Annotated in this window: 12 protein-coding genes; 6 read left to right on the forward strand and 6 right to left on the reverse strand. The window is 66.9% G+C overall.

Annotated elements, in window-relative coordinates; translation table 11 throughout:
• Positions 1-205 precede the first annotated feature (205 nt).
• The 6 genes from cas2 to cas7g are packed head-to-tail and all read right to left on the reverse strand — an operon-like array spanning position 206 to position 8,695.
• Positions 206-496 (reverse strand): CRISPR-associated endonuclease Cas2, encoded by a 291-nt coding sequence (gene cas2 / locus BLR49_RS01505; RefSeq protein ID WP_092532301.1) that lies wholly within the window; start codon positions 494-496, stop codon positions 206-208.
• Positions 493-2,178, reverse strand: coding sequence for a CRISPR-associated endonuclease Cas4g/Cas1g (cas4g/cas1g, locus tag BLR49_RS01510; protein ID WP_218121278.1), 1,686 nt, complete (start codon positions 2,176-2,178; stop codon positions 493-495). The genes cas2 and cas4g/cas1g overlap by 4 nt, the downstream gene beginning before the upstream one ends.
• Positions 2,175-3,128 (reverse strand): type I-G CRISPR-associated protein, Cas3-extension family, encoded by a 954-nt coding sequence (locus tag BLR49_RS12930; RefSeq protein WP_143013664.1) that lies wholly within the window; start codon positions 3,126-3,128, stop codon positions 2,175-2,177. The genes cas4g/cas1g and BLR49_RS12930 overlap by 4 nt, the downstream gene beginning before the upstream one ends.
• Positions 3,125-6,145, reverse strand: a complete 3,021-nt coding sequence (gene cas3g, locus BLR49_RS01515) for a type I-G CRISPR-associated helicase/endonuclease Cas3g (RefSeq protein ID WP_176765727.1) — start codon at positions 6,143-6,145, stop codon at positions 3,125-3,127. The genes BLR49_RS12930 and cas3g overlap by 4 nt, the downstream gene beginning before the upstream one ends.
• Complete coding sequence (gene csb2 / locus BLR49_RS01520; protein WP_092532307.1) at positions 6,142-7,551, reverse strand: type I-G CRISPR-associated protein Csb2; 1,410 nt, start codon at positions 7,549-7,551, stop codon at positions 6,142-6,144. The genes cas3g and csb2 overlap by 4 nt, the downstream gene beginning before the upstream one ends.
• Position 7,552: 1 nt before the next feature.
• Positions 7,553-8,695: a type I-G CRISPR-associated RAMP protein Csb1/Cas7g gene (gene cas7g, locus BLR49_RS01525; RefSeq protein WP_176765728.1), complete on the reverse strand. Its 1,143-nt coding sequence runs from the start codon at positions 8,693-8,695 to the stop codon at positions 7,553-7,555.
• A gap of 365 nt (positions 8,696-9,060) precedes the next feature.
• On the opposite strand from cas7g, the gene BLR49_RS01530 reads away from it, so the two are divergent.
• The 6 genes from BLR49_RS01530 (at position 9,061) to BLR49_RS01555 (ending at position 14,493) form a co-directional block, all read left to right on the forward strand.
• Positions 9,061-10,839, forward strand: a complete 1,779-nt coding sequence (locus tag BLR49_RS01530) for an FAD-dependent oxidoreductase (RefSeq protein ID WP_281241789.1) — start codon at positions 9,061-9,063, stop codon at positions 10,837-10,839.
• Positions 10,836-11,210 carry a metal-sensitive transcriptional regulator gene (locus tag BLR49_RS01535; RefSeq protein ID WP_245690291.1) on the forward strand — a complete coding sequence of 125 codons (375 nt, stop codon included), beginning with the start codon at positions 10,836-10,838 and terminating at the stop codon, positions 11,208-11,210. The genes BLR49_RS01530 and BLR49_RS01535 overlap by 4 nt, the downstream gene beginning before the upstream one ends.
• Before the next feature lie 73 nt (positions 11,211-11,283).
• A complete protein-coding gene (locus BLR49_RS01540) occupies positions 11,284-11,463 on the forward strand; it encodes a hypothetical protein (RefSeq protein WP_092532316.1) in 180 nt (59 codons plus the stop codon).
• Positions 11,464-11,559: 96 nt separating this feature from the next.
• Positions 11,560-13,731, forward strand: a complete 2,172-nt coding sequence (locus BLR49_RS01545) for a tetratricopeptide repeat protein (RefSeq protein ID WP_092532319.1) — start codon at positions 11,560-11,562, stop codon at positions 13,729-13,731.
• Between the two features lie 199 nt (positions 13,732-13,930).
• Entirely contained in the window at positions 13,931-14,122 is a 192-nt protein-coding gene (locus BLR49_RS01550; protein ID WP_176765729.1) for a type II toxin-antitoxin system HicA family toxin, read from the forward strand.
• Positions 14,119-14,493, forward strand: coding sequence for a helix-turn-helix domain-containing protein (locus BLR49_RS01555; protein ID WP_092532322.1), 375 nt, complete (start codon positions 14,119-14,121; stop codon positions 14,491-14,493). Before BLR49_RS01550 ends, BLR49_RS01555 begins: the two co-directional genes overlap by 4 nt.
• The last annotated feature ends 29 nt before the right edge of the window (positions 14,494-14,522 follow it).

Below are 14,522 nucleotides of genomic sequence, written 5' to 3' on the forward strand. Positions count from 1 at the left end.
AGCCTCAATGGAGCCCGGCCATGAAGACCGGGAAGACAGCTCGCGGATTTTGCCGCGGCTGGTCAAGGATTCTACGCGGTCTCGCGAGCGCTGCCACAGAAACGGGCAAGTGAATCGCGCCAGCTCGGCCGCCGACCACCAGAAAACCCCGTCATACCGCGCTTTCGAGCGCTCCCCGGGGATCGGAGCGGCACCGGAGCGCTCGCTACACAATCTGGGCCCCCTGCGTGGGCAGACCCGCGCGCCGACCGACGAACGTGAAGCGGTCCTCCCCCAGTTCGCCGAGGTCGACGATCACCACCGAGTCCTCGTCTAGGTTCATGATCTCCTCACTGTCAGCCCTTAGGTGGACCAGCTCGGTCCGGTTCAGGTCGCAGATGAACACAGAGTACTGGAGCCGTTCGCCGTTGGCCTCCATCAGCTTGCAGATGCGGCGCAGCCGCCCGGGCTTGCGGATGTCGTAGGCGATGAGATACCGGCGTCGGTTCGTCCTCATCTAGTCACCATCGCCGTGTAGTCATCCAGCTCCCCCAGCATGACTGCGCCCAGCACCCGTGCCTGGATGTCCATGACGCGACGGTAGCTGGCCTTGTAGCCGAACTGCGGGTGCGTGATCTCCTGGTCCAGCCGTCGCTCGTACGCCCTGAGCACGGCCTTGCGACCGCTCGCCTCCAGCATGCATCCGCCGGCCCGACTCTGAAAGTCCTGCGGACCGACCTCGCCGTTGTTCAGCACCTGCAGCGCCACGCTCTCTGCCACCAGGGACCGAAACTCCTCCGCCAGGTCCAACGCGAGCGCAGGGCGCCCGAACCGAGGCTTGTGGAACATCCCGTAGTAGGGGTCGAAGCCGATCCCCATGAGCGTGACAGTCAGGTCCTTTACCAGCAGCGTGTAACAGAAGGACAGCAGTGCGTTGAGCGGATCCTTCGGCGGACGTCGGGTGCGCCCGTTCTCCTGGAAGTCCGAGACGTCCACGCGTGAGTTCTTCCCGACCATGGCCGGGAAGCTCCCGAAGTACAGGCGTGCAGCCGTCCCCTCGATCCCGAGCAGTTGCTGCGCGGAGTCGGCCTGCATCGCCTGGATGGCTAGCTGCTTGAGTTGCTCGCCGACTCGGGGCATCTCGCCACGCGCGTTTCGGCGCAGCATCGTGCGGCTGTTCCGGATCTTTCCGGAGATCATCCGCCGCGCGATCTCAAGCTGCTGCTGCTCGGAGGCACGGAACTGCGCAATCCGCAGGTCCACGTTCTTGGCCGGCAGTCCTTCGGCAATGCCGGAGAACCAGCCACCGTAGCTGAACCACAGCACCGGGATGTCCCGCGAAAGCAGAGTCCTGACAGCTTGCGCTGACACCGTCACGTTCCCGAAGACGCACACCTGACTGACGTCTATCAGGCGGTAGCTGGCCTTCAACTCGCCAGACAGGCGCACCTCCAGCCGGTCGCTTCGCACGCCAACCACAGCGCCTTGCAGCGTCACATAGACCGGACGCCCTTCCAGAATCGGCGCCATCAACCGCTTCAACGGTCTGCGCTGCTTCGGAGGCGTTTGCAAAGCGTCCAGCTCGTCGGGCAGACAGATGCCCACCAGCGAGCAGCGGGCGCACTTCGGGCTGTCCCGCAGTGGCGGGGGCGCCGACGGGTCGGAAGCCACCCGCCACGCACGCGTCAAGGTGTCCGTGACATCACGCAGCGCCGCGTCGTCCACGGTGATGTGGACACGCTGCCGGGTCTCGGCGTACCAGATCTCGGCCCGCTCGACGGCGTAGCCCTCCTCGCGCAGCAGCAGTGCCTGCACCAGGGACTGCACGCGGTCGCTGGGCCAAGCACCGCCATCCTTGTTGGGGTGCCCCTTCTTGTAGTCGACGGGGACGACGGTCCCGTCGCCGCCGTCCTCCACGAGGTCCAGCCTGGTGGCCAGCCCGAGCCTCGGTGAGGACAGCGACACGGATCTGGCGACCCGCCCGTTCCACGCCTCGGACTTGTCCGGCAGGTCCCCCGTCTCCCGGTCGACGACCCGGTGCAGGTACAGGCCCTCCTCGACGTCGTCGCTGGTGGCGAATTGCTGCTGCACCCACTCCAGGTGGAACAGGCGCGGGCAGTAGATGAACTCGTTCAGCATACGTGCGGGCACCGTCTCCGGCAGTCCCGGCAGGTCAGGCCTGATGGTGTCGACGCTCATGACACCGGCACCAATACGCCCGCGGATTTGGATTTACTGCGCTCTGCCTTGCGGCGGCGCGCACGGCATACGTGGAAGATCCCCAGCAGGCGAAGGGCATCGGCATCCAGCCTCTTCTCCTCTCCCTTACCTTCGAGGACCGGATGCTCAACAAGCGCTTTGACTGCCCGTGGCCCGAGCGGTTCCCACCAAAGCGGCAGCCGCAGCTCCTGCACGGGAGGGCGCCCAACCGCGTGCCAACCGCTGGTACGCGGATGACTTCCGGTCGCAGTAGTGGTCCAGGCTGGATAAGACATCAGCGCCAGCCAAGTCGCACCAGGAACGCCACGCATCTTCTGCGCCTCACCGTTGGGGTCTTCTGCCGCGCTCCAAACCGCTCGATGGTCGAGGAACTCTCCGGTCACACCCTCCACCCTTCGCCAACCGACGAGGGCCCGGTATAGGTGCTCAGGATCGGTCTGCACAACACACAGAGGCTTTCTCAGCATTGAAAACATCGTCTGCTGCCCAGAAGGCGCCATGAACTGGCTGATCGCACACTTCCCTTCATCATCATGCACTAGATCCGTTAGGAGGCTGGCAATCCAATCTCTCACTGTTGAGATTTGGGCAGCATCTTCAGAAAAAGATCCCGCGAGACCGTTCAGCCGCCCTTGTTCGGCCCGCATTGGATCCGACCCTTTTGTGCCTACCTTTTGTCGCGGGAAGCTAGGCGGCGCTCCCGGCACAACCACGTCCTCGGGCATCTCGGCGACGATTTCCGAGAGCTCCTCGACGACGGCGTCAACCGTTGCCAGCCTCGAGTGCAGCACCGGGGCGCGGTCGTTCGGGTCCCAGGACAGGCGAGCGTCGTCGTCGACGAAGTCATGGATCAGCCGAAATGTGCCGATGGCGGCGAGAATGGCCAGCGGCGATTCGCCGATCAGTGCAGGAAACTTGACTTGGCTCATGATCCCTCCGATGAAATGGTCATGTCGGCGCTGCGCACCACGGACTCCAGTAGCGCCAGGCCCCACCGGCCGTAACGGTCATTGAGCCGGGCGAATCGATCCGCGTCGGCCAGATGCAACTCGACCGGCAGCGGAACCTCGGCATTGATGTCCCCAATCGCCGCGCGAAGGACGCCATCCCCCTGGTCATCAACCGCCGGTAGAAAAGGCCGGGCGCGGCCGTGGTGGCTGGCCACGAGGTGCCGGAGCAGCTCGGCGTCACCCGGGTAGGGCTCGGTGCGCCGCTCCAGGTGGGCGTCGACGATCGCCTCGGACCAGGCCTCGTGCCTGGCGCCGCTAGGCAGGCCACTGAGTCGGTGGGCGCGTCGATACCGGTCTCGGTCCCCGGGCGGCATGCCGGACTTCGCCAGCGGCTCCCTCGCTAGCTCCGCAGCGACTCGGGACCCGTCGAACAGCATGGCCTGGAAGCGCAGGTCCACCTTGCCCAGGTCGTGCCAGCGGGCAGCGTCGACGACGACGCGCCGCAGCTCCTCCGGCAGCCCCAAGTTGGTGGCAATCTGCTCGGCACGTTCTCCCACCGCCGCCAGATGCTCCGCCAGGGTCACCCGCCTGTTGAGGATGGAGCTGCCTTCCGTGTCCTCCTCATCGACGGCGCGCCACGGCACTGATGACGTGGTGTTGCCGCCCGAGCGGTCTCCGCTCGTGCCGACGGTCCTCCAGTCGTCTGCGGGAGCGGTGCCCCGCAGCACCGGAATCAGTTCCCTCGAACCATCGTCGGAAGGCCCACGTCTCCTGTTCCGACGGCGCCGGTCCGCACTGGTTGAGATGAACGCACCGCTGTGCTCAAAAGCGTTCTGCAAGCACTCAATGTCCTCCGGTGTCCAGGGATACTCGGGGGCGCCGGAGGAGCCCAGCCACCTGCGTGCAGCCTCGACGAGGGCGCCTTGAAAGGCGTCACGGTCCTCCGGCTCCTCCGCATTCCGCCAGTCGGCCACCAGTTCCCGCAGCCCCTCAAGAGGCGGCAGGCCCAGTCGGGTGCCTGGGTCGGAGTCCAGGCGCAGAATGGGCTGCCCGCGTCGCAGGGAGGCGAGCTCGGAGATGTCCTTAACTGCCTCCTTGCTGGAGGGGTTCCAGCCGAAGCGGTCCAGGCCGCCGTACTCGCATGGAACGACAATCGTGTCTCCCGGGCGGAGTTCACTGGCCACTGCCTGCCGCCAGTCACCGTCCGCCCCACGGCGCAGCACCTGCCGGTCGCTGTCGCCTTCTTTGAAGGGGATGTCATCGAAGCCATCGTCGTCATCGATATCGGCCAGGTTCTCCGGCTTGCCCTGTTGCAGCCAGGCGCGTGCCGCCATGAGCGACACCTCCACGCATTCCTCGCTCCGCAGCGGCACAGCGTCCACGACAGACCCGGCATGATCTGCGGGCAGCAGCTTCAGTGCGTCCGCGCCGTCTTCGTTGCCGTCCTTAATCACCAAGCCTGCCCGCCAGGCAATGGTGACCGGAGGCGTGGACTTGTCGATTCCGTGCAGGTAGGGGTCGATCGGCGGATCGTTCACCGGAGCGGGATTCGTCCTCGCCCAGGCGTCCAGATGGGCGGGCAGCAGCAGCGGGAGCAGGGGCCGCGGCGCGCTCAGCCCTTCCGGCACCTCCAGGTGGCGCAGTGCCAAGGGCGACACATCCAGGCCGTCCTGCGGCGCTGCCTTGCAGAGGAAATCGGCCGTCGCAACCTTGGCGTCCCCGTATACGGGAGGCTTCTTGGCTCCGTCCTCCACCACCGTGATTTCCGCAGCGCCAAATGCTCCCCGCCGGTTGACCCGGCCGAAACGCTGTACCAGCGCGTCCCAGGAGGCGGTCTCGGTGACCATGCTCGTGGCATCGAGGTCGATGCCGACCTCAATGGTCTGGGTGGCCACCAGCACCGCCTTGTGGTCACCTGGTTCCCGATCGGCGCCGAACAGCTCGGTAACCCGCTCGGCAATCCCCTCGCGGTCCAGCGGGCGCGAGCGGCCCATGAGCAGCAGCACCTCGACGCCGTCCAGCCTCGTCTTCCCTGTGGTCAGTGCCTCATACACTTCCCGGGCGCGGGCGACCGTATTGCACACCACCAGCACCCGGTGGTCCTTGGGCTTATCGGAGGAGCCATCGGAGTATTTGAAGAGGTCCAATACCTGGGCAGCCATCTCCTTAACGATCTTCTTCTCCGTGGAGCCGACGAACGTCAGGCGCTTATGCGCGGTCAGCCTCTGCGCGGCGGTCTTATTCCGTAGATGCGAGTCCTCATCGAATAAGGCCTCCCAGGCATCGGAGTTCTTCTCGGGCTTCTCCGCGCTCGTTGCACTCAGGTGGATGACCGAACTCTCCGGCAGCCCCAGCCCGCTGGTCCGGTCGGCCTCACGGGCGGAGGCCAGCGAAGTGGTGAAGGCCTGGGCCAGGTGGGCCTCGTCGATCATAATGACCGAGTCGGTGCCCACCAGTGCGGCGTCGATGGGGCGCCGCCCCTTCCTGACCCCGTAACCGCGGAAGAACAGGCGGCTGCCCACCTGGTCCACGGTGCCGGTGATTATGGCGAGCAGGTCGGGACGCGGCAGCCAGGCGGCATCCCAGGTCGCCCCTCCGCGCATCTTGACCACCCGCAGTGCGGCCTCGCCCTGCGATGCGCCGAACAGGCCCCGTAGTCGCCGGGCAACCTCGAACACGGTTCCTTCGGTTGCGCTCTCCAGCTTCTCGGCAATGTGCTTACCGTGCGCCTCGGCCTGGTCGACCACGATGCGCCTGTCCACCACCAGGAAGATGCGGCGCCGCCCCAGGCCAGCGGGGGCCTCGCCTCCGGCGCTCAGTGCCAGGAGGAACACGGCCACGTCCAGCATGGAGGTCTTGCCCAAGCCCGTGGGCACATCCACGAGCGCGGGCCACGTCCCCCTTTCTACAGCCTCCTCGACCACGGCGGACTGCCAGGGGAATGGCTTATGCCCATGCACCTCCTGCATGAACTTCGTGAAATCGGTGACGTTCATCGCCATCCCTCCCCATACTCGGGTGCGAACAGGCCGACGCCGAAGTAGCGCCCCGCACCCGCCAGAATCGGCCCGTGCACGGGACAGTCGAAGGTGACACGCGCATGCGTGTACAGGCGACGCTGACACCGCTTCGGCAGCTCCCGTGGCCTCAGCCGCACGGCCCCGTACATCATCGGCTCCTTGCTCACTTCAACCTGACGCGGCTCCGGCAGGCCGGCGTTGACGAAGGACTCGGCCACCGCTGCGGGGAGGTCGCGGTCCTTCGGGTAGCGGTCCAGGACCAGTGGCGTTGCCGTCGCCCACATGCGAGCCGGCCCGGTCCAGCGCTCGATGGTTGTGGTGAAGGGCCGCGTCTCGTCCGGCGCATACCGGAGCTTGAACTCCTGCCTGAAGCCGGACACCCGGAGCGAGATCTCCCGTTCTGGATCCTCGCCGAGGATGCCGCGCAGGATTCGCAGGCGTTCGTCATACTCCAACCCCGGAATGGCGACGGCCAGAGCCATCAGCTGTCCGTCGGCGTGCTCGTTGCCCACGAAGGGCAACCCCAGGTAGGCCACATGCGGCAGTCCGGGGGTGCCGTGCCCGTGCAGTGCGGGCGGCAGCGGGTCCTCCGTCTGCCCCATGACCTTGCGACGCAGGGCCTCGGTGAAGATGGACACCAGGTGCCCGGAGGGCCGCAGTTCCTCGAACCTGAGAATGACCAGGTCCGGGTAGGCGGAAACGAACTCGTCCACAGCAGGGACCTCCTCATCGGCATCGGTTCCAACCTCACGGTAGAAGCGGCGTGCGCGCGGGCCAGCGGCCTGCCATGCAGGCTGATCCTCCTGGTACAGCGCATTGAGCTCGTCCAGGTAGCCGGGATAGGGCACGCGGATACTCAGCGAGCTGCGTTCCCTCGTCGGTTCGTAGGTGGTCAGGCCGGGCAGCGGCGTCGGGTCCCCCACTCGGCTGAAGGCGAGTGTTGCCGGAGACGTCGAGCGGCCGAGGTACGGCACGCGTCGAGCAAGATGATCCAAGTCGGCGACCACGCCGTCGGACAGCGCCCCATCGTCCGGCCAGTCGAACTGGACACGGGCGTCCTCGGGCAGGCTGCCGGTCCGCTGCCGGAAGCCGGCGGTGCGTGCGGGGTGGGTCTGGTGCCCACCCTTGTTGGCGCGGACGTTTGTTACGACGTATCCCCGGGTGCGCCGCTCACCCACCGCGGCGTTGGGGGACACGTGTATCAGCGGCGGCTCCAGGCGCTCCAGCTCAGCTAGCGACGCCAGTTCATCCTCCTGCGCCACCGAACGCAGGGCGGCGAAGACCCGGGCGGGGTGGGGAGGCCATTCTGCGGCCCGTGGGTCCTCCCCTCCCCCGGCGTCGTAGCGCTCACTCAGGAGCGTGATGTCAAGACGGAGGGTCATGTCACTCCCCCGTGGACTCGGCCTTGGTAAGGCTGAAGTCGATCGCCTTGCCCAAGGCAGTGTTGGGCTTCAGCTCCACGGTCTCCAGGTGCAGCGGCACCCCGGCGTCCAGGGCCGCCTGCAGGGCGTCCTCGTACAGCTGGACCGCCTCGCTCGGGGACAGCGTGAATGACTCCGCCACGCCGCCGCGGCCGATCCACTCCAGCTGCTCGGTCTGCATGACCAGGTCGCAGCCGCTGCGCAGCCACAGACCCGCGTCACCGAAGGCCAGCCGGTCGCCCAGGAGCCCGAGTGCGACAAGCAGCACCCGAGCGGCAGCCGCAGCCTCAGGGTCCAAGGAACCGAAGCCAACGCGGCGGGTGGCAGTGAGGCTGAGGACGGCGGTGCGGGTCGCCTCGCTGATGGTGACGCCGCCGTGAGCGTCACCCGGGGCGATATTGCCGTGCCCGATCTCGCTGAGCTTGGCGTCCTTCTTCTTCTCGCTCACCGGCGAGTAGGTCCAGTCATCGCCGTCACCGCTGCGCGATCCGCTGAGGTTTGCGGGGTCCATGCGCCCGGCCTTGCGCACTCCCCCCACCCGGTCCCAGCCGATCATCTCGCTGGAGTACAGGCGCGGGAACTTCGCCTGCCGCCCCTTGCGGTGGGAGTTCCAGCCTCCGTAGACGAGCGTGGCGGGATCGTATTCCAGCAGCGCCGTTGCATCCGCCAGTGATGCGGCCAGGATCGCCTTGCCGATCTCGGTCCGGTCGAACTTGACGCCGTCAAGCTCGCAGTCGCGCCAGTATGCGTCGAAGGCGCGGTGGGGCGCTTCCAGACCTATGAGCTCGAAACTAGCCGCGCCTTCGTACCGCATTCGCAGCATGGGCATGCGCACCGCGCCCTGACGCCAGGCCCTCGCCTCGGCCTCCTCGCAGCGGTTGGCCTGGGAGGGCACCTGGTCCAGCAGCACTGCCTTGCGAACCTCTTCACCGCGGCGCCGTTCCTCCAACAGATAGGGAGACTTCTCCCCGTTGGTGGGGAACGTCGGCGGGTACACGCGCGCACCCGGCCCACCGCTGGGCTGGTAGGTGGCCTCCACGCGGATCGCGGCCCACTCCGGGTCCGCGAGCTTGTCCCGCAGGGCGTCCAATGTGAGTTCAGTCATGATTGTTGTTCCTTCAATTGGTGGTGTCTGTGAGCGAGGCATCCGCCGCAAGCTGTGAGCTCAACCATATGCGGTTCATAGGACTTGAATGATCGCCTGGTCTAGCCACGAGCGAGCACGCTACGGACATCGGCGCCAGCCCGAATGGCTCGGGGCAGGTTGCTGCCAATAGGTCAAGGGCGTGCCCAGGCTTCTTCTTGCTCACGTCAGCCATGCTGCCAGGCACCACCGACACGAATCGGACCCCGTAAGCAGGTCGAGGGTCGGATTGGCCTCATCGATACCCCCCGGGGTATTATCCGGACGTGCGCCCTGACGGCGCCGGGCGACCGACAGCGCCGTAGAGGCACCACCACGCGAAAGGCATGAAGATGACCCCAGCCACCACCTCGCCGGAATCCAGTTCCACCCCCGACAACGGCGCCGCCTCGAGCACTGCCCCTCGCCCCTCCCCCACCGGCTCCGGGCGCCCCCGACGGCTGGTCGTCGTCGGCGGCGTCGCCGGCGGGATGAGCTGCGCCGCCCGCGCGCGCCGCCTGAGCGAGGACGCCGAGATCATCGTCCTAGACCGCGGGCGGCATGTCTCCTTCGCGAACTGCGGCCTGCCCTACTACGTCGGGGGCGAGATCGAGAACCAGGACGACCTGCTGGTGCAGACCCCCGAGCGGCTGCGCGCCTGGCTCAACCTGGATGTGCGCACCGGACACGACGTCACCGGCATTGACCCCGAGGCGCAGGAGGTCATCGTCCGCACCGCCGCTGGCGAGCAGCGCCTCGGCTACGACGCCCTGGTGCTGGCCCCCGGCGCGAAGGCCGCGCGCCCGCCGGTCGAGGGTCTGGACTCGCCGCGCGTATCCACCCTGCGCACCGTCGAGGACGCCGCCCGGCTGCGCGAGCAGGCCGACGCGGGAGTGGAATCGGCGCTCGTCCTGGGCGCGGGCTTCATCGGCATTGAGGCGGCCGAGGTCCTGGCTAAGCGCGGCATCGCCACAACCGTCGTCGAGTTCGCCGAGCACGTGCTGCCGCCGCTGGACCGCGAGCACGCCTACCCGATCACCCAGGAGCTGCGCGGGCTGGGCATCGACGTGCGCACGGGGACGGCCGCGAAGTCCATCACCCACGGCACCGACGCGGACGAGGTGCTCCTGTCAGACGGGACGAGCGTGCGTGCCGACATGATCGTCCTGGCCACGGGGGTGCGCCCGGACACCGACGCCTTCGCCGCCTCCGGCCTGGAGCTGGAGCGCGGGGCCATCGTCGTCGACGAGCACGGCCGCACGAACCTGCCGCACGTGTACGCCGTCGGTGACGCCACCGTGTCCACCGACCCCGTCACGGGGGCCCGCCGCCCCGTCCCCCTGGCGGGCCCGGCGAACCGCGCGGGGCGGCTGGTGGCCGACTTCATCATGGATCCCGAGCACGCCCGGCCGATTCCCGCGCCCCTGGGCACCGCCGTCGTCCGTGTTGGCGAGATGACTGCGGCGATGACCGGCGCGAACCGCGATTCGCTGGACGCGGCGGGCATCGAGTACACGACCATTCACCTGCACCCCAATCAGCACGCCGGCTACTTCCCCGGAGCCAGCCAGCTGCACCTGTCGGTCAGCTTCGCCCCGGACGGGCGGCTCCTGGGCGCCCAGTGCGTGGGCCGGGACGGCGTCGACAAGCGCATTGACGTGCTGGCCACGGCGATCCGCGCCGGCCTGGGCGTTGCCGACCTGATCGACCTGGACCTGGCCTATGCCCCGCCCTTCGGGCAGGCGAAGGACCCGGTGAACCTGGCGGGGATGCTGGGTGCGAACGTGCTTAACGGCACCGTGGACGTGTGGGACGTGCGCGACCTGGAGCAGGTCCGCCAGACGCACCTGCTGCTGGACGTGCGCACGAGGGCCGAGGTCGCTGGCGGCATGGTTCCGGGCGCGCTCAACATCCCGCACACCGAGCTGCGTGCCCGCATCGAGGAGGTGCGGCAGGCCGCTGCCGGACGCCCCGTCGGCGTGATCTGCCAGGTGGGGGTGCGCGCGAACATCGCCCACCGCATTCTGGTGGGCAACGGGCTGGCCTCCTCGGTCCAGACGGGCGGCATGATCACCCTGCGCGCCTGGCTGGGCGACGACGCCGACTCCTACCTGGTGAGGGCGTGATCGCCGTGGCCAGGACTCAGGAGGGCGCGGCGACGACGGCGCAGGCCGCCCCGGGCCTCGAGTGCGACCCGGAGACGAAGCGGCGGATCGTCAACCGCCTCAAGCGGGCACGCGGCCAGCTGGACGCCGTCATCGACGCCGCCGAGCGCGGCGCGTCCTGCAAGGAGACGATCACGCAGCTGTCGGCCGTCACGCACGCGCTGAACCGGGCCGGATTCGTCATTATCGCCAGCGCGATGCGTAACTGCGTCGACGCCGAGCAGGCCTCACCGGAGGGCGACGACGGCGGGCCCGGAACCGCGGCGGACGGCACGGTCGCGCCGGTGACGACCGTGGACGAGCTGGAGAAGATCTTCCTGTCCCTGGTCTAGGCGCCCCGGGCGCGCCGGGCATCGCCACTTTCTTTCAACCCGATCAACCGAAAACCAAAACAAGGAGAACATCATGTGTCGCAAGGTGACGTGCAAGAAGTGCGGCAAGCCCACCTGGGCCGGCTGCGGACAGCACATTGAGCAGGCGCTGGCGGGCGTGCCCAAGTCGCAGCGCTGCCAGGGCCACGACGACGAGCCCGCCTCGTCCGCCACGCCGTCGGGCTTCCTGCGCGGGCTCTTCGGACGCAAGTAGCGCCGCAGGCTGCACCGTGCGGAAGTCCGCACGGCCGTTTCCCAGGCGTGACCTCGGGCGGCTTCGCACCTCGATCATCCGCCCTACAGTCTTGTCATGGCTGACCTCCCCTCCCTGCTGCCAGTCGCTATGAGTGTTACGCGTCTGCTGCTGTTAATCGCTGAACCCGTTTCGGGTCTGCCCTTTGCGGGTGCGGCAGCGGTGGTGGGCGAGGCCGCGACGTTGCGGGATCGTCTGCACGCGCTCAAGGGCCGGGATCAGGAGCAGAAAGCACTGAGCCGGCGGATCGAGGCCCGTCTGCGCTCGCAGCTAGAAGCCATGCAGCCTGCGATCCAGGCACGTGGTATCTCCTCGGCCGTACTCGCCAGTGCCGTCACCGCGGTTGAGGTTCTCCTTAAGGAGTTAGAGGCCGACCCGAGCGTCTTTGTGGCTGCGGTACGAAACCCTGAGAGTTTCAAAGCTAGGCTGCGTCAGCGCGGCAGCGCGCACAGGGCAGATCTCGAAGAGAAGGCTGAGGAGTTCTTCGATCGCCTGGTTGAAGCCACCGCCGATGAGATCATCCTGTTGGCACCGTCCTCCCCCAAGTCCCCGCTCGGCGCCCTGCTACAGCTACTGGACGGTAAGGAGGAGTTGCTGGAGGGGCAGCACCAGCTCCTCGCCGACAGCCAGAAGACGCAGACGAAACTCGATGACATCCGCGCGGCCGTGCAGTCGGCTGCGATTTCCCTGCCCCGTGGACCGCTTCGCTTCGGCGCGCGCCCGACCGTCGCCGACGGGTTTGTAAAACGATCCCAATTCACTCGGCTCCTAGACTCGGTGGTCACGCAGTCAGCTGAGCGCACGGTTCTGGTGGGTATGCGCGGATGCGGCAAGTCCCAGCTCGCAGCAGCTCTCGCGCGGCACTGCGAGAAGCAGGACTGGCAGCTTGTCGCCTGGATTAATTCCCAGTCCCGTGAGTCGGTGCTGGCAGGACTGTCGGAGTTAGGTCTGTCTCTGGGAGTGCCAACCGGTGAGGATTTAACCCCTGAGGTTCTTGCACGGCGCTGTCTCAACGCACTCGCCTCCGCTGAGCCCTCTGACCGCCTCATAATCCTGGACAATGTTGAGCGCCTTGACGATCTGCGCGATGCGGTGCCGCGGGGCCAAGGAATGCACGTGCTCGCTACCACCACCCTGCACTTCGGCTGGGACGGGCAGGGATGGGAACAGATCGACATTTCCGAGTTCACCAGGTCAGAATCGGTTGGGTATCTTATATCCAATACGGGACAGGATGATCAATCGGCGGCCGACGCGATTGCGGAGCATCTCGGAGATCTTCCGCTGGCGATCTCACAGGCGGCCGCCTCCATCAAATACGAAGGCTGGTCCTTGGGCGAGTACCTGCTTCGCCTGAGCCAGGCCAAGCTTGAGGACGCTGTGCCTAAGCTCGACGGAGACCTCTACCCCGAGGGAGTCGCCTTCGCGTTGTGGATGGCGATCGAAGGAGTGCTCGAGCGGATCTCCGCCGCCTCAGTGCCACGGGCCGAGATAGCCCGCGACCAGCTGGGAGCCCTAGCGCTGCTCTCCGCATCTGGAGTACCCACACGTTGGCTTTCGGCGGTCGCAGGAGATGCGGGCGAAGCACGCAAAGCGCTCGCCGAACTCCGCAACTCGTCGATCTGCCAGGTCTCTGATGACGGTGCCGCAATCACAATTCACCGCCTACAAGGGCAGGTGTTCAGGGAAACACGCAGTGAAGATCAAGAGAAGGAGATGCTTGCGGCAGCGGCAGTACTGACTGCAATCGACTTCGACACGATCCCACAGAACGATACACAGAAACGTCGTCGCGAAGTGCTGGACCGAGCCACACAACTGCGAGCCATCACCTACCAGAAATACTCACGCGAACTTTTTTGTATTTCAAGCGTTGGCGATTTGCTGTCCGATACGCTCCAGCAGGCGTCCGAGCTCGGAGCACCACAGGAAGCGCTGTCCCTGGAGGCAACAACAGGCGTCCAGGCGCGCATCCTGGGGCCCGACCATCCCGACACCCTGATCACCCGCCACAACCTCGCCTACACCTACCAGGCGGCGGGGCGCATCGCCGAGGCCATCGACCTGTACGAGCAGGTCCTGCAGGACAGCCTGCGCATCCTAGGACCCGACCATCCCAACACCCTGACCACCCGCCACGTCCTCGCCAGCGCCTACGAGGCGGCAGGCCGACTGGAAGACATGGCGAGGCTCCTGGCTAAGGACGGTTCCTCCTCAACAGACCCATGATCCCCACCCGCTTCCTGGGCGCTACCGGCTAAGCCCCTGGAATTCGTGTCGGAGGGCTGTGAGAGGCTGCGGGCATGCGGATCCTCCACACCTCCGACTGGCACCTCGGGCGCACCTTCCACGGCCGGGTGCTCGATGACGCCCAGACCCGCCCGTTTAGTCCACCTAGACGGGATGCGATTACTGACGGTAAACTCTAATGACGAAGCCCATGAAGTACCGGGACCTGGCGCGCATGCTTGTCCAGGCGGGTTTCACGGCGCGTCGCGGTAAAGGTGACCACGAAGTCTGGCGCTGCGGCTCAGTGACCGTCGTGATCACCCGCACACCGGAGGTCTCGCCGAAAGTGACCCGCGACGCACTGCGCGCAATTGAGAGGAGCAAGGCATGAACCGGAGCCTTACGGTGACTGCGACCCGATGGTCGGGTGGCTGGGAGCTTGAGCTCGACGACGACCACCACACCCAGGTGACCCACCTTGACCGGGCACGCCAGCAGGTCGTCGATTACCTCGATACCGTCGACGAAACCACCGACCACTCCAGCTGGGAGATCGACATTGTCCCCGAAGTCGACTCCCTCGCCCAGGTTCGCGCCGCCAAAGAGACCGCCGCCCGCGCCAAGGCACTGCAGGAGGAGGCCGCCACCGCCTGGCGAGAGGCCGCCCTCGCCCTGCGTGCCGAAGGCCTGTCCGTCTCCGACACCGCCGCCATTATGGGCATTTCCCGCGGCCGGGTCTCCCAGCTCACTGCCACAGGCTGACAGTGGGGGCCTGTTGGCCGACCACGACG

Source organism: Actinomyces ruminicola, assembly GCF_900103885.1.
In the GTDB taxonomy this organism is placed as follows: Bacteria; Actinomycetota; Actinomycetes; order Actinomycetales; family Actinomycetaceae; genus Actinomyces; species Actinomyces ruminicola.

Excerpts from the sequence above, each read along its gene's own strand:
- cas2 (WP_092532301.1), bottom strand. The coding sequence starts at position 496 with ATGAGGACGAACCGACGCCGGTATCTCATCGCCTACGACATCCGCAAG.
- cas4g/cas1g (WP_218121278.1), bottom strand. The coding sequence starts at position 2,178 with ATGAGCGTCGACACCATCAGGCCTGACCTGCCGGGACTGCCGGAGACG.
- BLR49_RS12930 (WP_143013664.1), bottom strand. The coding sequence starts at position 3,128 with ATGAGCCAAGTCAAGTTTCCTGCACTGATCGGCGAATCGCCGCTGGCC.
- cas3g (WP_176765727.1), bottom strand. The coding sequence starts at position 6,145 with ATGAACGTCACCGATTTCACGAAGTTCATGCAGGAGGTGCATGGGCAT.
- csb2 (WP_092532307.1), bottom strand. The coding sequence starts at position 7,551 with ATGACCCTCCGTCTTGACATCACGCTCCTGAGTGAGCGCTACGACGCC.
- cas7g (WP_176765728.1), bottom strand. The coding sequence starts at position 8,695 with ATGACTGAACTCACATTGGACGCCCTGCGGGACAAGCTCGCGGACCCG.
- BLR49_RS01530 (WP_281241789.1), top strand. The coding sequence starts at position 9,061 with ATGAAGATGACCCCAGCCACCACCTCGCCGGAATCCAGTTCCACCCCC.
- BLR49_RS01540 (WP_092532316.1), top strand. The coding sequence starts at position 11,284 with ATGTGTCGCAAGGTGACGTGCAAGAAGTGCGGCAAGCCCACCTGGGCC.
- BLR49_RS01545 (WP_092532319.1), top strand. The coding sequence starts at position 11,560 with ATGGCTGACCTCCCCTCCCTGCTGCCAGTCGCTATGAGTGTTACGCGT.
- BLR49_RS01550 (WP_176765729.1), top strand. The coding sequence starts at position 13,931 with ATGACGAAGCCCATGAAGTACCGGGACCTGGCGCGCATGCTTGTCCAG.
- BLR49_RS01555 (WP_092532322.1), top strand. The coding sequence starts at position 14,119 with ATGAACCGGAGCCTTACGGTGACTGCGACCCGATGGTCGGGTGGCTGG.